Source organism: Kitasatospora sp. NPDC059722, from assembly GCF_042733235.1.
GTDB lineage: Bacteria > Actinomycetota > Actinomycetes > Streptomycetales > Streptomycetaceae > Kitasatospora.
Map to the genome: position 1 here is coordinate 25,960 of NZ_JBHWGD010000009.1, position 18,734 is coordinate 44,693.

Annotated in this window: 16 protein-coding genes; 7 read left to right on the plus strand and 9 right to left on the minus strand. The window is 74.7% G+C overall.

Features of this window, described 5'->3' with window-relative positions; all coding sequences use genetic code 11:
* The first annotated feature begins 3 nt into the window (after positions 1 to 3).
* Positions 4 to 2,727, plus strand: a complete 2,724-nt coding sequence (locus ACFV4F_RS07790; RefSeq protein ID WP_380447688.1) for an AAA family ATPase — start codon at positions 4 to 6, stop codon at positions 2,725 to 2,727.
* A 61-nt stretch (positions 2,728 to 2,788) separates the two neighbouring features.
* Here ACFV4F_RS07790 and ACFV4F_RS07795 read toward each other — a convergent pair whose 3' ends face one another.
* On the minus strand, positions 2,789 to 3,505 hold the full coding sequence (locus tag ACFV4F_RS07795) for a BTAD domain-containing putative transcriptional regulator (RefSeq protein WP_380447690.1): 717 nt from the start codon (positions 3,503 to 3,505) through the stop codon (positions 2,789 to 2,791).
* Between the two features lie 394 nt (positions 3,506 to 3,899).
* On the opposite strand from ACFV4F_RS07795, the gene ACFV4F_RS07800 reads away from it, so the two are divergent.
* From ACFV4F_RS07800 to ACFV4F_RS07825, 6 genes are all read left to right on the plus strand, one after another.
* Positions 3,900 to 5,081, plus strand: coding sequence for an MFS transporter (locus tag ACFV4F_RS07800; RefSeq protein WP_380500838.1), 1,182 nt, complete (start codon positions 3,900 to 3,902; stop codon positions 5,079 to 5,081).
* A gap of 37 nt (positions 5,082 to 5,118) precedes the next feature.
* On the plus strand, positions 5,119 to 6,267 hold the full coding sequence (locus tag ACFV4F_RS07805) for an acyltransferase family protein (protein WP_380501034.1): 1,149 nt from the start codon (positions 5,119 to 5,121) through the stop codon (positions 6,265 to 6,267).
* Positions 6,264 to 7,481, plus strand: a complete 1,218-nt coding sequence (locus ACFV4F_RS07810) for an acyltransferase family protein (protein ID WP_380500839.1) — start codon at positions 6,264 to 6,266, stop codon at positions 7,479 to 7,481. Before ACFV4F_RS07805 ends, ACFV4F_RS07810 begins: the two co-directional genes overlap by 4 nt.
* A 197-nt stretch (positions 7,482 to 7,678) precedes the next feature.
* Positions 7,679 to 8,521 (plus strand): patatin-like phospholipase family protein, encoded by an 843-nt coding sequence (locus ACFV4F_RS07815; RefSeq protein ID WP_380500841.1) that lies wholly within the window; start codon positions 7,679 to 7,681, stop codon positions 8,519 to 8,521.
* The gene (locus ACFV4F_RS07820; RefSeq protein WP_380500843.1) at positions 8,518 to 9,699 is read left to right on the plus strand and encodes an acyltransferase family protein; all 1,182 of its coding nucleotides are present in this window, start codon (positions 8,518 to 8,520) and stop codon (positions 9,697 to 9,699) included. Before ACFV4F_RS07815 ends, ACFV4F_RS07820 begins: the two co-directional genes overlap by 4 nt.
* Complete coding sequence (locus ACFV4F_RS07825) at positions 9,696 to 10,511, plus strand: alpha/beta fold hydrolase (RefSeq protein WP_380500845.1); 816 nt, start codon at positions 9,696 to 9,698, stop codon at positions 10,509 to 10,511. The genes ACFV4F_RS07820 and ACFV4F_RS07825 overlap by 4 nt, the downstream gene beginning before the upstream one ends.
* A gap of 163 nt (positions 10,512 to 10,674) precedes the next feature.
* On the opposite strand, the gene ACFV4F_RS07830 is transcribed toward ACFV4F_RS07825, so the two are convergent.
* Genes ACFV4F_RS07830 through ACFV4F_RS07865 form a run of 8 tightly spaced genes read right to left on the minus strand, consistent with a single transcriptional unit; the run spans position 10,675 to position 18,721 of the window.
* Complete coding sequence (locus ACFV4F_RS07830; RefSeq protein WP_380500847.1) at positions 10,675 to 11,358, minus strand: response regulator; 684 nt, start codon at positions 11,356 to 11,358, stop codon at positions 10,675 to 10,677.
* Positions 11,355 to 12,551 carry a sensor histidine kinase gene (locus tag ACFV4F_RS07835; RefSeq protein ID WP_380500849.1) on the minus strand — a complete coding sequence of 399 codons (1,197 nt, stop codon included), beginning with the start codon at positions 12,549 to 12,551 and terminating at the stop codon, positions 11,355 to 11,357. Before ACFV4F_RS07835 ends, ACFV4F_RS07830 begins: the two co-directional genes overlap by 4 nt.
* A gap of 13 nt (positions 12,552 to 12,564) precedes the next feature.
* Positions 12,565 to 13,959 carry an MFS transporter gene (locus tag ACFV4F_RS07840; protein WP_380500851.1) on the minus strand — a complete coding sequence of 465 codons (1,395 nt, stop codon included), beginning with the start codon at positions 13,957 to 13,959 and terminating at the stop codon, positions 12,565 to 12,567.
* The gene (locus ACFV4F_RS07845; RefSeq protein WP_380500853.1) at positions 13,959 to 15,026 is read right to left on the minus strand and encodes a zinc-binding dehydrogenase; all 1,068 of its coding nucleotides are present in this window, start codon (positions 15,024 to 15,026) and stop codon (positions 13,959 to 13,961) included. Before ACFV4F_RS07845 ends, ACFV4F_RS07840 begins: the two co-directional genes overlap by 1 nt.
* Positions 15,023 to 15,856 carry a TIM barrel protein gene (locus tag ACFV4F_RS07850; protein ID WP_380500855.1) on the minus strand — a complete coding sequence of 278 codons (834 nt, stop codon included), beginning with the start codon at positions 15,854 to 15,856 and terminating at the stop codon, positions 15,023 to 15,025. Before ACFV4F_RS07850 ends, ACFV4F_RS07845 begins: the two co-directional genes overlap by 4 nt.
* The gene (locus tag ACFV4F_RS07855) at positions 15,853 to 17,055 is read right to left on the minus strand and encodes an alcohol dehydrogenase catalytic domain-containing protein (RefSeq protein WP_380500857.1); all 1,203 of its coding nucleotides are present in this window, start codon (positions 17,053 to 17,055) and stop codon (positions 15,853 to 15,855) included. The genes ACFV4F_RS07850 and ACFV4F_RS07855 overlap by 4 nt, the downstream gene beginning before the upstream one ends.
* Entirely contained in the window at positions 17,052 to 18,041 is a 990-nt protein-coding gene (locus ACFV4F_RS07860) for an ROK family protein (protein WP_380500859.1), read from the minus strand. The genes ACFV4F_RS07855 and ACFV4F_RS07860 overlap by 4 nt, the downstream gene beginning before the upstream one ends.
* Entirely contained in the window at positions 18,038 to 18,721 is a 684-nt protein-coding gene (locus ACFV4F_RS07865; protein WP_380496499.1) for an HAD-IA family hydrolase, read from the minus strand. Before ACFV4F_RS07865 ends, ACFV4F_RS07860 begins: the two co-directional genes overlap by 4 nt.
* Positions 18,722 to 18,734: the final 13 nt, after the last annotated feature.

The window sequence follows — 18,734 nt, forward strand, 5'->3', positions numbered from 1 at the left end:
GGGATGACCACTACCGTCATGACAACGCCGCCCGCTCGGGCGGCCGTTCGTACCACCGAACTCGGCCGACTGCTCGACCACGTCCGGACGATCCGTGAACGGCGGTCCACGATCGTCGAATTGGCCGGGGATCCGGGCAGCGGGAAGACCTGGCTGCTGACCGCGCTGGCGCAGGAGGCGCGGGGCCGGGGCCTTGCGGTGCTCCGGGGATGGTGCTCCGAGGCCGACGCCCGGATGCCGTTCCAGCCGTTCGTCGACGCGCTGGCCACCTGGCGGGGCGGGGCCGGGCCGGTCGAGTCGAGGGCCCGGGCGCTGACCGGCGCGTCGACCGCCTCGTCCGAGGAGGCCGGGAACGCCGACTTCACCTCCCGCGGCCGCCTCCTGACCGAAGCGCGCCGACTGATCGCGGACTGCCTCGCCGCCGCGCCCGAAGGACTGGTGCTGATCGTCGACGACTTCCACTGGGCCGACCCCGGCTCGGCCGCGCTGCTGAACATGCTCGTCCGCTGGCCCATGGACGGCGGCATGGCGCTCGTGGTCGCGCACCGGCCGCGGCAGGCCCCGGTCGCCGTGCGCTCCATCCTGCGGCACGGCACCGAACTCGGCACCGTCGAGACGATCGAGCTCGCCCCGCTGACCTTCGCCCAGAGCGCCGAACTGCTCGGTCCCGCCAGGCGCCCGGCCGAGGTCGCCGACCTGCACGAGCGCAGCGCGGGGAACCCGCTGTACCTGACGGCACTGGCCGACGCCGCCTCCCCGGCGGACGGCGGCTGCGAGGACTGGGCGCGCAACGGCCTGGGCACCCGGCTGCTGGCCGAGACCGAGGCCCTCGACGGAGCGGCCCGCGCGGCCCTGCAGGCGGCGGCGGTGCTCGGGGACGCGTCCGGCATGAGCGCGGTCGCCGAGGTCGCCGAGATCGGCGAGGACGAGGCCTGCCGGGTCCTCGGGGAACTGCAGGGGCGAGACCTGCTCCGCGCCACCGGGCCGGACCTGGTGACCCTGCGCCACCCGCTGCTCGGCCGCTGCCTGAACGCCGCCATGGACGCGTGCTGGCGGGCCGGCGCCCACCGGCGCGCACTGGCCCGGCTCACTCGACTCGACGCCCCGGCCACCGAACTCGCCCCGCACATCGAGCGGTCGGGTTCGCTGGCCCGCGCCTCGGACGCCCGGGTGCTCGCCTCCGCCGCGCGCACCGCCCTGCACCTCGGCGAGCCCTCGCGGGCCGCCCACTGGCTGACCGCCGCGATGCGCCTGCCGCGGCCGGCCGACGAGTCGCCGGACGCCTCGCCGGTGCGACCGGAGCTGTGGCGGGCCGTGGTCCGGGCGCTCGCGGCGCAGGGGGACGCCGAGCGGATCAGGTCACTGGCCGGCGCGATCCTGTCCGGGCCGGTCCGGCGCCTGGCCGCCGGACCGCGCTCCGCCGAGGTCGCCTTCCTGACGACCGTCCTGGCCTCGCTCGGCCAGGACGAGGCGGTGCAGACCCTCCTGATCGTCGAACTCTCCACCGCGGACCAGGCGGACCCGGCCGTCGGCGTACTGCTCCGTGAGCAGCAGCACCTGGCGAAGGTCCTGGCGGGCAAGCTGCCCGCCCGTCCCGACATCGAGGCGCTGGTGCGCGAGGTGCAGCGGACGGACGGGGTGTCGCCGGCCGGAGCACTGGTGCTGAGCGGCCTGTGCGCGGTCCTGGAGGGCGACGTGTGCGCCGCGAAGCAGGCGTTCGACGCCGGGTCCCGGGTGCTCGACACCACCGCGAACGGCGGCCGGCCGAACCACCGGCAGGCCGTCCACCTGCTCGTCCTCGGCTGGGCGGAGGCGCTGATGGGCCGTTACGGCACCGCGCACGCCCACATCGACCGGGCGCTGACGGCCGTCCGGGAGCGCGGCGACGTCCACCTGACGCTGCCGCTGCTCGCCACCCTGGGGTACGTCAACTACCAGTCCGGCCGGATGGCGGACGCCCTGGACGCCGCCGAGGAGGGGCGTGTCATGGCCCTCACCCTCGGGCGCCTCGACCACGCCGCGCTGCTGGACGCGACCATCGCGGCTGCCTCCGCTCAGCTCGGCCGCGGCTCGTTCCTCGTCGCCAGCGGCGTGCTGAGCAAGGCCCCCAGGACCCCCCTCAACGCCCTGCTGCGGGCGGAGGCCGCCCTGGTCTCCGGCGACGCCGAGTCGGCGCTGGCGCTCCTGCTGCCCGAACGCGAGGCGTGGCGGGTGGCCGAACCGGTCGGGGTGCTGGCCGCCCGCGGGTACGAACTGCTCGCCGCGGCGGCACTGCGGACCGGGATGGACGAGGCGAGCATCGAGCAGTGGGCCGACCACGCCGCGGACGCCGCCGCCGTGGTCGGCATCGCCGAGCAGAGCGGGCACGCGCTGCTGGCCAGCGGCCACGTCCTGATGAGCAGGCACCAGCCCGTCGAGGCCGCGCAGCGCTACCAGGAGGCGCAGGAGCTCCTCGGCGCCGAGAGCTCCGCCGGCGTCCGGGCCAGGGAACTGGCCCGGGCCGCGCTGCGCACCGCCGACCGCGGGCCGGAGGGGGCGCTCGCCGAACTCACCATCCGCGAACGGGAGGTGGCGGACCTCGCCGGCCAGGGGCTGAAGACGAAGGACATCGCGGAGCAGCTGCGGGTCAGCCCGCGCACCGTCGACGTCCATCTGACCCGCATCTACAGCAAGTTGGGGATCGCCTCCCGGGTGGCCCTGGTCCGGCTGATGACGCTGGCCGGCTGACCCGGGTGGGTGGTGGTGACGGGACGGGCGCCCCGCCGCCACCACCCGCCCGGAGGCCGGATCAGCTCGCCAGCGGAAGGTCCAGGAGCTGGTCGGAGGTCAGGATCGCCTGGTGCAGCCGGCGCAGTGAGCGGCACGGCTCCAGCCCGAGCTCGGACCTGAGCACCTGCTGGGCCGAGCGGTACACCTGCAGGGCCTCCGCCTGCCGGTCGGCCCGGTAGAGCACGAGCATCAGCTGGCGGTAGAAGGACTCGCGCAACGGGTACTGCGCGATCAGGGTGTTGAGCAGCCCGGTCACTTCCCGGTGGCGGCCGAGTGCGGTCCGGGCCTCGATCGACAGCTCCAGGCACTCCAGCCGTTCCTCCTCCACCCAGGCGGCGAAGGAAGCCAGTACCGGCCCCTCCGCGCCGCCGTCCAGCACCGGCCCCCGGACGAGCGACAGCGCGCGTTCGAAGTCGTCGAGCGCCGCCTCGTACTCCCCGGCGTGCTGCCACGCGCGACCGCTGCGCATCGCCGTCTGGAATTCGGCCACGTCGTACTGGGCGCCGTCCAGTCGCAGGAGGTACCCGGACGGCTTGGTGGTGATCGCGGCCCCTTCGGTGTCCCCGGCGGCGGCGAGGAACTTGCGCAGCTGGGAGAGGTACACGTGGACCGCGGCCGACGCGCGCCGCGGCGGACCGGAGCCCCACAGCTCCTGGATCAACTGCTCCTTCGTGGTGATCCGGCCGGCCCCCACGAGCAGGGTGGCCAGGGTCAGCTCCATCTTCGGCGCGCTCATGGAAAAGCTCGTCGTACCGTCGGACACGCGGAGCGGCCCGAGCAGTTCATAGCGCATCGATACCTCGCAAACGGTGGGAATGGGGAGCCCTCGTTTCTCCTCGCCCCCAACTCTCCGGTCGACACACGTGTTCGCACATCAGGGAAACTGCGTACGTAAGGTCGATTGGCCGATAGTCGACGCCCCGGGCCTGCCGACCCGGCCCGGATCACGGCCGTAGTCTGCCGCGTCTTCCTTCCCTTCGCACGGTCATCCCGCACAGTCCCCGCATGCCGCCGGCTGACTGGACGGTGCGTATTCACTGCAAGCTCGGCGCCGCCTCCGCAGGAATCTGTCTTGTATATTGGCAGCTCGGTTTCTATAGTCTCCTCATGGCTCCTGAGAGGACTCCCACGTGACCCGCAGAACCGTTCCGCTGGTGGCAGGCATCTGCTGCATCGGCACCTCCGAGCTGCTGCCCGGCGGGATGCTGTCCCAGGTCGGGGCTGCGTTGCGCGTCGACGTGACGACGGCGGGGCTGCTCGTGACCGTCTACGCCGCGACCGTCGCGATCGCCGGGCCTGTCGTCGCCGTGCTCACGGCGGGGGTCTCGAAGGTGCGGCTGGCCACCTGGCTGCTCGCGGTGTTCGCCCTCGGCAACGTCGTCATCGCGACCGCCGCCGACTTCTCCCTGGTGCTGCTGGGGCGGGTGGTGACCGCGAGCGTCCATGGTGCGTACCTCGCCACCGCGATCGTGCTGACGCAGCGCCTGCTACCGGTGGAGCGCTCCAGCAAGGCCGTCACGGCCATCCAGTTCGGGGTGAACCTGGCCACCGTGCTCGGCATCCCGGCCGGGGCCGCGCTGGCCCAGATCGGCGGCTGGCGCACACCGTTCGCGGTGATCTCGGTGGTCGCCGCGGTCGCCACGTGGGGCGTGCACAAGGCGACCGCCCACCTGGACATCGGCACTCCGGAGCCGGACGCCCGGCAGGAGATCTCGGCGCTGCTGAATCTCGACGTCGCGCTGACCGTCGGCGCCACCGCGCTGTTCTCGGCGGCGATGTTCACGATCATCACCTACTTCGAGCCGAGCGCCGTCGCGGCCGGCTACGCCGAGGCGGCCGTCCCCGTGCTGCTGGTGGCCTACGGCGTCGCGAGTATCTTCGGCAACTCGATCGGCGGCCGGCTCGCCGGCCGGGGCCGCGGGCCGGCGCTGCTCACGGCGGCCGCGTTCATCGCCGGCTGCGCGGCCTTCCAGCCGCTCCAGCGCAACACCCTCACGTTCCCCATCGGCGGGGTGCTCTTCGCCCTCGCCACCTTCTCGCTCATCCCGATCCTGCAGAGCGACGTCCTGGACCTCGCCGCGGCCGCCCCGAGCCTGTCCCTGGCGACCAACATGTCGGCCTTCGGCGTCGGCGCGGCCCTGGGCTCGTTTGCCGGCGGCCGGGTTATCACCCACTTCCACGACGTGCACGACGTACCACTGGCCGCCGTCGGCCTCGCCGTGGGCGGCTTCGTCCTCTACGGGCTGCGGCACGTGCGACCGGCCCCTTCCCCAGTCGACCGCATCAAGGAGGCGTCCCATTTCCAGGCCTAGCCACGACCACCGCGCCCCGCTGCCGTCCCTGACGGGTCTGCGCTTCATAGCGGCCGCGCCCGTCTTCTTCTTCCACCTCTCGCTCACGTTCATCCCGATGAACCCGTTCAGAGACCAGAACTGGGCCGAGACCTACAAAACGATCTTCTGGAAGGCCGGCTGGGTCGGTGTGTCCTTCTTCTTCGTCCTCAGCGGGTTCCTGCTGATGTGGCGGAGCTCCGACAGCCGCGGCTACCTGCACTTCTTCCGCAAGCGCGTGGTCAAGCTGTTCCCGTCCCACGTCGTGACCTGGGCGCTCGCCATGGTCCTGTTCGCGGGGGCGGCCGCCACCAGCCCCTGGGACTACCTGCCGAACCTGTTCCTCGTGAACTCCTGGTTCCCGGTCCACAACATCTTCCTCGCCGTCAACGTCCCGAGCTGGTCGCTCTGCTGCGAGCTGATGTTCTACGCGCTGTTCCCGCTGATCGCGCCGCTGGTGCGCCGCATACCCCGGGAGCGGCTGACGCTCGCCCTGGCCGGCTGCGTCGCCTGGACCTTCCTGATCGCCGCCGTCGCCACCGTGCTGCCCAACTCGCCGCACACCGACGGCATGCCGATCTCCACCGTCCAGTTCTGGTTCGGCTACAACTTCCCGCTGCCCCGGCTCGCCGAGTTCCTCTCCGGCATGCTGCTGGCCCGCGTGATCGCCGAGGGTCGGCTCCCGGTGATCCGGCCGGCCGTCGCGTGGGGCGCGCTGCTCGTCGGCTACGTCGTCGCCGAAGTGGTGCCGTTCACCTTCTCGTTCATCCCGTTCACGTTCGTGCCGCTGCTGCTGATCGTCGCCTCCGCCGTCCGCCGCGACCTCGATGGGCACCGCACCTGGACGGCCACGCGCACGATGGTGTGGCTGGGCGAGGTGTCGTTTGGCTTCTACATGACGCAGCACGTGCTGATGTACACGCTGCGCACCAAGATCCAGCACGGCGCCCACTACGCGCCGCTGCCCGCGATCGCCCTGATCCTCGGCACCTTCGCGGCGACGATCCTCGCGGGCTGGCTGCTGTACCGGCTGGTCGAGCTGCCGACCATGAAGTACTGGGCCACGGCCCGGCCGAAGGCCGTGGTCCCGACGGAGCCCGCGCCCGCGGCACCGGCCGTGCCGGCGCAGCGGGCCGGGGCCGAGGCCGAGGCGGGGGTGTCCTCGTGAGCACCGCCCGGCCGGTCGGCACGGGCCGCGGCGGTAACCTGCCCGGACTGTCGCTGGCCCGGCTGCCCGCCTCCTTCTTCATCCTCACCTCGCACGTCGTCGGCGTCGGCCTCTTCGCCGACCAGGTGCTCCAGTCGCACGTGTACGGGGCCCTGAGCAAGATCGGCTACACCTCGGTGTCGTTCTTCATCGTGCTCAGCGGCTTCGTGCTGACCTGGACCTCGCGCGGCACGTCGCTGGACTGGCGGCGGTTCATGTCCCGGCGCGTGGTCAAGGTGATCCCCGTCCACCTGGTCGCCTGGGTGATCTGCGCGGCCCTCTTCGCCGCGACGGCGTTCCCGCTCGGCACCGTCCTGGCCAACCTGTTCCTCGTGCAGGCGTGGGTGCCGGACCACACCGTGTACTTCGCGGTGAACAACCCGGCCTGGACGCTGTCCGTGGAGATCTGCTTCTACCTGGTCTTCCCGTTCCTGTACCGGGGGCTGGTCCAGCGCTCCACCAAGGCCCTGCGCATCCTGACGGTCGTGCTCACCGCGGTGGTCGTCGCGCTGCCGTTCGTCCTGTCGCTGCTCCCCGACGGTGCCACGTTCCAGAGCCCCGGGATGAACTACCACGGCGTGCCCGAGGACATCTCGGAGTGGAAGTTCTGGCTGGTCTACGTCTGCCCGGCCGCGCGCATGGTCGAGTCCGTCCTCGGCATGCTGATCGCCCTGCTGCTCAAGCGCGGCGCCTGGCCCCGGATCCCGCGCTGGGCCGCCCTGGTGGTCCTGGCACCGGAGGTCTACGTGGCGACGGAGCACGCGCACTTCATCTTCGCCACCAGCGCGGTCAGCATCACCGGCATCGTGCTGCTGATCGGCGCCGTCGGCGCCGGCGACCTGCGCCGCCCGGCGGACCGGCCCGCGCCCGCGGTCGCCCGCTTCGGCCGCTTCACCTTCGGCGTCTACATGTACCAGTGGCCGCTGCTGTGGATGTGGTACCTGCACCGCTCGGGCCACGGCTACAGCGGGGTCGAGGCGCCGATCGTGTACGCCGGGATCGTGGCGCTGACCATCGCCGCCACCTACCTGTCGTACCAGCTCGTCGAGAAACCCCTCGACCAGCGTTGGCGTCGCCGCAACGCGAGCCCGCGCCGGGCCCCCACCGGCGTGCCCGCCCCCACCGGCGTCCCCACGGACACCCCGGCGCCCGCCGAACCCGTGCACGCGCGCTGAGCGCCGTGCCCGCGACCGTCCCGCCATCCCCCGGCCGGGACGAGGCCGGCCACCGGACCCGCCCCGAGGGCACGGTGGCCGGCCCCCACAGCCCCTACCACCCCCACGACCCCTACCGCCCCCACCGCCCCCACATTCCCCACAGCCCCCACCACCACATCGCACCAGGCACCACCCGCACCAACAGGAGGAAGTTCATGTCGCAGGAATCGACCGCCGTGGTCCTCGGCGGCGGCGGACTCGCCGGCATCGGCTGGACCATCGGCGTCCTGGCCGCGCTGGAGGAGGCCGGGGCGCTCCGGCTCGACGCCGTCGGCCACGTGGTCGGCACGTCGGCCGGCGCCGCCGTCGCCGCCGCCGTGCTGCACTCCGGCGCCGCCGCCGAGTTCGACCGCACGGTCCGCAAGTCCCGCCGCAACGCCGAACTCGCCCCGGCCGTCTCCCTCGCCGAGATCCTGCCGGACGTCCTCGCCGTCCACGGCGCCGACGAGTCCCTGGCCGTCAAGACCGAGCGGCTCGCCGCGCTGTCCCGCGAGCGCTCCGGCACCGACCCGGCGCGCCGCCGCGCGGCCATCGCCGGCCGCCTCCAGCGGGACGCCTGGCCCGAGGCCCGGCTCTGGGTCACCGCCGTGCGCGCCGACGGCGAGCCCGCCGTCTTCACCGCGGACTCGGGCGTCGGCCTGGTGGACGCGCTCACCGCCAGCTGCGCCGTGCCGGGCCTGTGGCCGGTGGCCACGATCGACGGCGCGGACTACGTCGACGGCGGCACCTACTCCCTCACCAACGCCGAACTCGCCGCCCACGCCGACCGCGTGCTCGTCCTGCGCCCGCAGCCCGAGCTGCCCGGCTACGTGACGCCGGAGCGCCGGAAGGTGCTGGACCGGGCCGTCGTCCTGGAGCCGTCCGAGCGCGCGCGGGCCGGCTTCGGCGCCGACCCGTTCGACCCCGACGTGCGCGGCGTGGCCGCCGTGCTCGGGTACGAGGACGGTCTCGCGGCGGTGGCGGCGGTGTCGGCCCTGACCTCCCCGGCCGGGGAATGAGCACGGTGAACAGCGCCGGCAGACTGGCGCCGGCGCCGGCGGCGGTCCCCGCACCCAGCGGGCCGCCGCCGGCGGCGGCCGGGCGGCGCACCCCCCGCCTCGACTCGCTGACCGGACTGCGCTTCTTCGCCGCGCTGTCCGTCTTCGTGTGCCACTCCTCGTACCTGGCGCTGCCGACCTTCGCCGACCACCACACCAACGTCGTCTTCCACGAGGTCTCCAACCAGTTCGGCGGCCTCGGCGTGGCGTTCTTCTTCGTCCTCAGCGGTTTCGTGCTCACCTGGTCGTCCCGCACGGGCGACCGCCTCGGGGCCTTCTACCGCCGCCGGTTCGTCAAGATCCTGCCGCTGTACTACGCGGCCGGCGCGGCGGCGGTGGCGGTGTTCTGGGGTACCGGCACGCAACTCTCCGACGTGCTGCGCTACGCGACGCTCACCCAGGTGTGGGTGCCGAACCCGAAGCACAACTTCACCGTCCTGCCCCCGGGCTGGTCGCTCGCGGTGGAGGCGGTGTTCTACCTGGTGTTCCCGTTCGTGATCGCCCGGTTCCGCACCGTCCGCTCCGGCACCTCCTGGGCGGGGCTGGCCGTGTGCGTGGCCGGCGCCGTCCTGATGCCGGTCCTCGCGTACACGCTGCCGTCGGGGAACATCAAGCTGATCAGCGAGCCGAGCGTGACGGGCTTCCAGCTGTGGTTCGCCTATGTGTTCCCGCTGGGGCGTCTCTTCGACTTCTTCGCGGGCATGTTCGCCGCCCAGCTGGTGGCCTCCGGCCGCTTCCCGCGGATCAGCCTGCCGTGGGTGCTGGTGTCGTTCGTCCCGGCCTACGCCGTCGCCACCTACAGCCCGGTGCTGTTCGGCTGGCGGGCGCCGCTGATCGTCCCGTGCGTGCTGCTCATCGTGGCGGCCGCCCAGCGGGACGTCGCCGGCCGCCCGGGCGTCCTGGCCTCCCGGCCCCTGCTGGCGCTCGGCAACGCGTCGTTCGCGTTCTACCTGTGCCACTACCTGGTGCTCTACACGCTGAACATCAAGGTGCTGCACGGGCCGTTCGGCTCGGGGGCGATGGTCGCCGTCTACCTGGCGTCGGCGCTGGCCGTCTCCCTCGTGATCGCCGGACTGCTGTACCGGTACGTGGAGATGCCGCTCGTGCGGCGGTTCGGCAAGCGGAAGGGAGAGAGGTGACGGACCTCCAGTCGCCGGTGTCGAGCGCGCTGCTCGGCACCGGCCGCACCGAGTACCTGAGCGCCGGGACGGGCACCGGGCTCGCCCTCGCCCACGGGGCGGGCGGCGACGTCGAGTTGAACTTCGGGCCGCTGATCCGGCGCCTCGCCGGGCGCCGGCACCTCGTCGGCACCCGCTACCCGGGCACCGGCGCGTCGGACCCGTCCGGCGACCTCGACGTGTTCGCGCTGGCGGACTCCCTGGTCGCCGCCCTGGTCCGCGAGGGCCACGAGCGGTTCCCGGTGGTCGGCTCGTCCTTCGGCAGCGCCGTCGCCCTCGCCACCGCGCTGCGCCACCCGGAGAGGGTCACCGGCCTGGTGCTCACGGTCGGCTTCAGCGAGCCGGACGCGCAGCTGCGCACGGTCGCCGCGGTGTGGGAGGCCCTGGCCGCGGCCGGGGACCCGTCCGTGCTGGGCGCCTACCTGATCGGCCTGCTGACGCACCCCCGGATCCTCGCGGAGCTGGGTGCGGAGGAGCACGGCGCACAGGCCGCCGCCGTCGGGGCGGGGCTGCCCGCGGGCGGGCTGCTCCAGATCACCGCCGCCACCCGGGTCGACCTGACCGGCCGCCTGGGCGAGATCGCCGTGCCCACGCTCGTCGTCGTCGCGGGCGCCGACCGCGTCGTCCTCCCGGCCACCAGCCGGCTGCTGGGGGAGCGGATCCCGGGGGCGACGGTCGTCGAGTACCCGGGCGCGGGCCACGCCTTCACCGAGGACGAGGGCCGGCTGTGGGCGCGGGACGTCGAGCGCTTCCTCGACGAACACGCCGTCTGACCGGCCCGGTCGCCTCGCACCCCCGTTTGCTGTTGGTTGTTCCGGTGCCGCTTCGGTGCTCGCCGAAGCGGCACCGGAAGCCTTTCAGCCGGCTCGCCCGCCGTGCAGGTCAGGGTTCGTTCCGCGGCCCGCGGCCGAGCGTGACCGGCCCGGTCACGGGCCCCTACCGTCTACGCGGCACGAGTCCGGTTTCGAAGGCGATGATCGCCAGGTGGACGCGGTCCCGGGCCACGAGCTTGGCGAACAGACGCGCGACATGGGTCTTCGCGGTCGCCGCGCTGATCACCAGCCGCTCGGCTATCTCGGTGTTCGACAGTCCCTGTCCGACCAGTGCCAGCACCTCGCGCTCCCGGTCGGTGATCCCCGCGATGGGACTCGGGTCCGGGGCGGGCCCGGCGTCCGGTTCGGGGGCCGCGGGGCCGGACGTTGCGGCGAAGTCCGAGATCAGCCGTCGGGTCACGCTCGGCGCGATCAGCGCGTCGCCCGCGGCCACCACGCGGATCGCTTCCAGGATCGCGTCCAGGGCCATGCTCTTGAGCAGGAATCCACTGGCCCCGGCGCGCAGTGCGCCGTAGACGTACTCGTCGTCGTCGAAGGTCGTCAGCACCAGGACCTTGGGCGGGTCCGGCTCGGCGGTCGCCTGCCGGGTCGCCTCGATCCCGTCCATGCCCGGCATCCGGATGTCCATCACCACGACGTCCGGCCGCAGTTCACGCACCAGGCGCACCGCCTCGCGGCCGTCGCCGGCCTCGCCGACCACCTCCAGGTCGTCGGTGTCGCCGATCAGGATCCCGAGCCCGACCAGCATCAGCGGCTGGTCGTCGACCAGCAGCACCCGCACGCTCATGCCGGGAGCCTCGCCGTCACCCGGAACCCGCCCTCCGGACGCCGGCCGGCGCTGAACTGGCCGGACAGCAACGTCACCCGCTCGCGCATGCCGAGCAGGCCGAAGCCGCTCCCGCCGGCCGCGGAGAGCCTCGGCCGGCCGGGCCCGCCGCGAGCGTCGTCCCCGTCGTCCACCACCTCGATCGTCACCCCTTCCGGCTCGTAACCGACCGCGACCCGGCACGTCCGCGCCCTGGAATGCCGCACCACGTTCGTCACCGACTCCTGGATGATCCGGAACGCCGACAGTTCGATCTCCGGCGGCAGTGGACGCCGCTCGCCCCGCCAGGTCACCTGAACCCGCACCCCGGCGCCGGCCGTGCGTTCGGCGAGCTGCGGCACGTCGGCCAGGCTGCCGGCAGGCGCCAGCGGAGCGGCCTGCGGCATGGCATCGTCGGGCTCGGCGCGGCGGAGCGCCCCGAGCATGCGCTGCAGCTCCAGCAGCGTCTCCCGGCCGGTGGTCTCGATGCCGGCCAGCGCCTGCCGCGTCTGCTCGGGCTTGGTCTCCACGACCCGCGCCGCCGCTCCCGACAGCACCGTGATGATCCCGATGCTGTGCGCGACGCTGTCGTGCAGCTCGCGGGCGATCCGCAGTCGCTCGGCCATGACGACGCGGGCCGCGGTCTGCTCCTGCAGGGCTTCGAGGTACTCACGGCGTTTGCGGTACACCCCGCCGAAGACCCACGCGACCGCGAACCACAACGCGAACCCCCCGGCCCACTGGGACGCGTCGCCGAGGGACTGCTCGCGGCCGTGGAGGTCGTTGAAGAACGCGGCCACGACGCTCGCGACGGAGCCGACGGCGGCAGCCTTCGGCCGCCGGACGGCGAGGTACCCGCCCAAGCCGACGAGCAGGACGAACACGATCGAGGGCCGCGCGCCGAAGGCGTCGCCGAGGACCGCTTCGCCCAGGACCGCCGTGAAGACCGCCGCCGGCAGATGGCGCACGAGCAGGACCGGCAGGGCGAGTAGGAGCCAGAGACCGATCTTCTGGAAGCCCCCGAGGTCGGGGAACCGGAACAGGCCGTGCTCAGGGGCCGGCATCGTCAAGGGGAGCATCAGCGCATACAAGCCGGCGGTGGCCAGCACCACGGCCTGTGACATCAGCCAGGTCACGCGCTTCGATGTCGAGAGACGCTGGAGAAGCTCTTCCATACGGAGATCGTATTCAGCCGCGCCGGCCCTGCGCGTCGCCCCGGGGATGTACGCCGGATACGCCCCCGGGCCGATGGCCTGGGAGGAGCTGACATCCGCCGGCCGACGCGGTGGATCGTGGTCCGTTCCTACGTTCTGACGGGCCGCGCTGCTGCTCGACGGCCTCCGGAGCGCCGGCCGGGTTCGCCTCCGGGATCGGGCGGCGGAGCGTCACGGCGAGCAGGACGGCCGTGGCGAGGGCCGTCGAGACGGCGGGCAGCCAGGCGGGGGAGCCGTCGAGCAGGGCCGCGCCGAGTGCCGAGCCGCTCGCGATGCCGATCTGGAAGCCGGTGACGTAGATCGAGGACGCGCGGTCGGCGTCGTCGCCCGCCAGGCGCATGATCCCGGTCTGGAACACCGGCCCGGCGGCGGCGAACGCCCCGCCCCACAGGGCGACGGCCACCGTGGCCACCGCAGCGGCGACGGCCCCCGGCAGTGGGACGGAGCCGAGCAGGAGCAGGCCGACGCCCGCGGTGAAGGCCGTCATCGTCGCGGTGGCCGTCCGGCGCGGGGCGGTGTCGTTGTGGCGGCCGACGAGGAACGTGCCCGCGGCGCCGGCCAGTCCGAAGACCGTCAGCAGGGTGACCACGGACCCGGCCGAGCCGGTGATGCCGGCGACGAGCACGGAGAAGTAGGTGTAGCTGAGGAAGTGCGCGGTGACCAGCACGAGAGCCACCCCGCACAGCGTCAGCACCGCGCGCCGGTCCATGCGGACGCCCTCGCCCGTCCGTGCGGGCGCCTCGGCGGGCCCGCCCTCCGGTCGTCGGCGCAGGGCCCACGCCAGGGCGCCCGTCACGGCCGCGGTGGCGAGCGCGAGCAGCAGTGCCGTGGCGCGCCAGCCGATCAGCTGCCCGATCAGGGTGGTCCCGGGGCTGCCCACGATCGACGCCAGGGTGGCGCCGCCGAAGACGGCCGCGGTCGCCGTGCCCACCCGCTCGCGCGGCACCAGTCCGGCCGCCTCCGGGGCGATCAGCGACCACAGCACCCCGTGCGTGAGCGCGGCGGCGACCCGGCTGGCCACCATCGTCGGGTAGTCGTGCGCGAGCGCGGCCATGAGCTCGGCGGCGAGCAGGACGAGCAGGCAGACGAGCAGGGCCGTGCGGCGGGAGACCCGCGCGGCGAGCGCGACGGTCGGCATGGTGACCACGGCCGCGACGACGGCGTAGCCGCTGAGCAGCAGCCCGATCCGCCCGGCCGGGACGCCGAGGTCGTCCGCCATGTCCTGGAGCAGGCCGACGGGGAAGACCTCGAAGGTGACGTAGACGAAGGCGGCGGCGGCCAGGGTGGCCAGCCGCGCCGCCGTGCGCGCGTCGATCCGGGCGGGGCGGTCCGCGCCGGGGCGGTCCGTGCCGGGGTCCGTTCCGTTCATCAACTCACCAGCGCCGCTGCGGTTTCGGCCACGCCGCCCGGCTGCTCCGCCCCGATGCGCACCAGGACCTTGGGCCGTCGGCGGTCCGGGGACGCGAGGTGGGCGAACGCGGCGTCCAGGGACTCCACGGATTCCAGCGGGAAGACCCGGTCGACGAGCGGGTCCAGGTCGACGGCGCCCGACTCGACGAGCTCCACCAGCCGGTCCCAGTAGCCGACCCCGGACAGCGCGGCGTGCAGCGTGACGTCCTTGATCACCAGTGCGGCGGCGTCGAAGCCGTCGACGGGGTGGTGGGGCGTGCCGAGCTGGGCGATCCGGCCGCCCGGGGCGACCAGGCCGACGGCCGCCCGGACGGCGGCGCCGCTGCCGGAGGCCTCCACCACGGCGTCGTACGCCCCCTGGTCCCGCTCGCCCGGCGCCGCCAGGGCGGGCAGGCCGAGGGCGGCCGCGAGCTCGCGGGCCGCGGGGTGCGGGTCGAGGACGACGGTGTCCGCACCGAGCGCCCGCGTCACCTGGGCCGCGGCGAGCCCGAGGGTGCCGCCGCCGAGCACGGCGACCCGGTCGTGCCGGCCCACCGCGATCCGGTCCACCGCGTGCAGGGCCGCCGCGGTGGGCTCCAGCAGTGCGGCGGCGGTGTCGGACAGGGCGTCGGGGATCCGGGTCAGGGTGTCCACCGGGGCGGTCAGCAGCTCGGTCCCGGCGCCGGGTCGGGGCCCCAGCACCCCGATCTCGCTGCGGTCGGGGCAGTAGCGGATCCGGCCCGCCCGGCAGGCCGGGCAGCGCCCGCAGACCCGGAAGTTGTGCCCGGAGACCCGGCGTCCGGCCCAGTCGGCGTCGACGCCGGGGCCGGTCCCGCACACCGTGCCGACCCACTCGTGGCCCGGGACGAACGGGTAGCTCTTGAGGCCGTCCCGCAGGTAGTTGCTGGTGCCGTCGAAGAAGCCGAGGTCGGTGCCGCAGAACCCGAGCAGGCCGACCCGGACGAGCACCTCGCCGGGGCCCGGTACGGGCGGGTCGACCTCGGCGATCGTCACCGTGCGCGGTGCGGTCAGCAGGATGGCTTTCACGGGGCGTTCTCCCTGGGAGCGGTGTGCAGGGTGTGCAGGGTGTGACGGGTGTGCCGGGACGCCTCGCGGCACGCGGTGACGTCGGCGCGCAGGCGGCCGGGGGCCCGGCGGTAGTCGTTCTCGACGAGCACCGTGCGGGCGCCGGCGTGCCGCAGCAGGTCCGGCAGTTCGGTGCGGATGCCGCGCCAGGTCGTGGGGCGCGAGGGGTCCTTGACGTGCAGGTCGGGCAGGAGCAGTCCGGCCGCCGCGACGGCGCGGGCGAAGCCGGCGGGCGGGGTGCCGGCGTCGAGCAGGTTGCCGGTGTCCAGGACGAGGCGCAGGGCCGGGCGGCCCACCGCGCGGGCGAGGGCGAGGCTGTCCTGGGCGTCGAGCGGTGACTCGTAGGCGAGCGTCAGCCCGGCCGCGTCGGCTTCGTTGCCCAGGGTTCGCAGCAACTCGGCGGTCCCGGCGCGTAGGTGAGGAGTGACGGGCAGGCTGCGCCGGAAGCCCGGGACGTGCAGGACCCGGGCGCCCAGGCGCAGGGCGCAGTCCAGGGCCCGGCGCAGCAGGGCGAGGGCGGCGGGGTTGGCCGTGCCGTCGGGGAGGGCCAGGCCGAGGTCGTTGGCGTGGTTCACCGCCAGGACGGGGACCGGCAGGATCCCGGCGATCCCCTGGGCGGCGGCGAGTTCGGCGGGGTCGTCGAGGAACGGGCCCCGGTGGGCCCCGCCGAAGTCCAGCTGGAGCGCGTCCGCCCCGGCCGCGAGCGCGGCCCGGGCGGCGGCCGTCCGGTCGTCCGCGATCCGCCACTGCGGTGCGGCCACCAGGAGGGCGGTCACCGGGTGGGCGGTCACCGGCCACCCCCGACCCCGTACTGCCGGTCCCGCGGAGGTGCCACCCGGATCGCCGCCTTGAGGACCCGGCGGCCGTCCGCGACGCGCCGCCGCGTGGTCAGGACCGTGTTGACGAGCTCGGCGGCCCCGTCGAGCCCGACCTCGTGGGTGAGGACGTCCCGGCCCAGCGCCTCGCGCGGGGCGGTGAGGTGGGCGACGGCCTCGCGCAGGTGGTCGCCCGACACGCCCCGGTGGCCGTGCAGGAGCAGCGGACCGGCGGGCCGGGCGAGGCTGGTGGCCCGCGGCGGCCACGGCGCGCCGCCGCAGTGCTCGGCGCGCACCGCCGTGACGTCGACCGGGCCGGCGGTCAACTCGACCGGGCCGGACGGCAGTCCGGCGTGCACGTCCACGACCAGCGTGCCCGGCACGAGGCGGTCCAGCGCCCGCAGGGCGTCCGGGGTGCCGGTGCGCGGGGTGGCGATCACCGCGGCGACCGGTCCGGGCAGGGCGGCCAGCAGAGCCGGCAGCGCGGGGTCGTCCGGGTGGACGGCGCCGTCGCCGTGGCCGGCCAACAGGACGCGCAGGCCCGGCAGTTCGCGCGGCCACAGCTCGGTGGCGAGGCGGCCCACGATGCCGTCCCCCCAGACGACCAGCGAGGCCGGGCGCACCAGGTGGAGCGTGGTGCGCAGCCCGTACAGGACGGAGGCGAGCGGCTCGGCCAGCGAGGCGACCCGAGGGCGCACGGCGCTGTCCGGCACCGGGACGACGAGGCCCGCGCGCACCGCCGACGCCGGGATCCGGGCGAGCTCCGCCCACAGGCCGGGCAGGTTGTGCCCGAGCAGGAACGACGGGTCGTCCGGGTGCGTGGGGTTCACGGTGACGGGCGTGCCCGGGGCGAGCCCGGTGTCGCCCGGCTCGACGACGTACGCCACCCCCTCGTGCCCGAGTACCGGGGTGGGGTCGTCGCGCAGGCCGCGCAGGATCTGCCAGTCGGTGCCGCAGATGCCGGCCACGGCGGGGGCGAGCAGCGCGTCGCCCGGCCGCAGCGCGGGGGTGGGCACCTCGGCGACGTCGACGAGGGTGCGGCCGTGGCGGTCCGGGGCACGGCGCACCAGCGCGCGATGCGTGGCCGGGGTCGGGGCGCCGGTCGTGTTCGTGGCGCTGGTCGTGCTCGCGGCGCCGGCCGGGCGCACCGGGCTCACCGTGCTCGCCGCGCTCACCGGGCGATCCTCGGCGGCCAGTGGCCGATGCACTCGGCGCCGCGCAGCGCGTCCACGTCGCCGGGGCCGCACAGCACCAGGTGGTCGTCGAGCCAGGCCCGGCCGTAGCCGCGGGCGGCGTACGAGGTGGAGGCGGCCAGGCGGCGGCGCAGCTCGGTGGCGTAGTGCGCGCCGAGGCCCTCGACGACGCCGCCGCCGAGCCCGAGCAGGTCCAGGTGCGGGTCGAGGCACCACAGGGTGCGGATCAGCTGGGCGACCGGTTCGACGCACAGGCCGAGCAGCCGCCGGGCGGCCGGGTCGCCGGCGTCGAGCGCGCCGGGCAGCCAGTCGGCCACCCGTGCGGCCTCCGGCAGGCCCAGGCGTTCGGCGACCCGGACGAAGCCGGGGCCGGCGGCGAGCGAGGCGAGGTGGTCGGGGCCGCCGCACTCGCACGGCAGCCCGGCCAGGTCCGGCGGGCAGGCGACGGTCAGGTGCCCGACCTCGCCCTGCAGGCCCCACGCGTCGACGGGGATCACCGTCCGCTCCAGGTCGGCGGTGCGCAGCGCGATGCCGCTGCTGACGGTCAGGTAGGCGACGCGCCGGGTGCCGGGGCGGGCGTGGTTGACGGCGAAGTCGGCGAGGGCGGCGGTGACGTCGTTGACGAGGGTCCAGGTGACGTCCGGCCGGTGCTCGCGCAGGGCGGCCATGAGGTCGTACGGCTCGTCCGCCGCGCCCCACAGCGGGGCCGAGCCGTGGACGACGCCGGTGAGGTGGTCGATGGCCGCGCCGAAGGAGACGGCGGCCCTGGCACCGGGCGGGGCGGCCCCGCCGAGCAGCTCGACCATGTCCCGCCGCAGGTCCGCGACGGCCCGTTCCGGGTGCCGCAGCCGACTGGGCGCGGGCACCCGCTCGACCGGGCTCCCGGGGCCCCCGGCGCGCCAGCGCACCCAGGTGCCGCCGACGTCGGCGGCGAGGGTGGTCGCGGCCGGGGCCGTTGTCCCGGTCACGGCCGCACCAGCCGGCCGTCGGCGACGGGTTCCGGCACGGTGAGCGTCACGCCGGGGCGGGACGGGTCGGCCGGGGCCACCGCGAAGCCCCGGAAGTCGGGGTGCCGCTCCGCCTCGTGGTCGTGGTCGGCGCAGCCGCCGATGACCACCGTGCGCGCGCCGGAGGCCAGTCCGGCGCGGATGCCGGCGGGGGAGTCCTCGAAGACGACGGTCTCCTGCGGTTCCACGCCCAGCCGCCGGGCGGCGAGCAGGTAGCCCTGCGGGTCGGGCTTGCCGCGGGTGACGTCGTCGGCGCTGACCAGCAGCTCCGGCACGGGCAGTCCGGCCGCGCCGAGCCGCACTTCGGCCAGTCGGCGGCTCGCGGAGGTGACGACCGCCCAGGAGCCGGGCGGCAGCGCGGCGAGGAGCGCGGCGGCGCCGGGCACCGCCGCGATGCCGGCGGTCTCCGACTCCTCGTGCGCGACCAGCCGCCGCGTCTCGGACGCCGCGAGCGGCGCGTCGGCGACGAAGCGGTGCACGGTCTCGCGGGTGGGGCGGCCGTGGGCGTAGGCGAGGACCTCGGCGAGGTCCAGCCCGTGCCGCCCGCTGAAGTCCGCCCAGGTGGACTCGACCAGGGCGGTCGAGTCCACCAGGGTTCCGTCCATGTCGAACAGCAGTGTGTGTGCCTGGAGCTGTGGCACGGGTCCTCCTCGA

Excerpts from the sequence above, each read along its gene's own strand:
- ACFV4F_RS07790 (WP_380447688.1), top strand. The coding sequence starts at position 4 with ATGACCACTACCGTCATGACAACGCCGCCCGCTCGGGCGGCCGTTCGT.
- ACFV4F_RS07795 (WP_380447690.1), bottom strand. The coding sequence starts at position 3,505 with ATGAGCGCGCCGAAGATGGAGCTGACCCTGGCCACCCTGCTCGTGGGG.
- ACFV4F_RS07815 (WP_380500841.1), top strand. The coding sequence starts at position 7,679 with ATGTCGCAGGAATCGACCGCCGTGGTCCTCGGCGGCGGCGGACTCGCC.
- ACFV4F_RS07820 (WP_380500843.1), top strand. The coding sequence starts at position 8,518 with ATGAGCACGGTGAACAGCGCCGGCAGACTGGCGCCGGCGCCGGCGGCG.
- ACFV4F_RS07830 (WP_380500847.1), bottom strand. The coding sequence starts at position 11,358 with ATGAGCGTGCGGGTGCTGCTGGTCGACGACCAGCCGCTGATGCTGGTC.
- ACFV4F_RS07835 (WP_380500849.1), bottom strand. The coding sequence starts at position 12,551 with ATGGAAGAGCTTCTCCAGCGTCTCTCGACATCGAAGCGCGTGACCTGG.
- ACFV4F_RS07840 (WP_380500851.1), bottom strand. The coding sequence starts at position 13,959 with ATGAACGGAACGGACCCCGGCACGGACCGCCCCGGCGCGGACCGCCCC.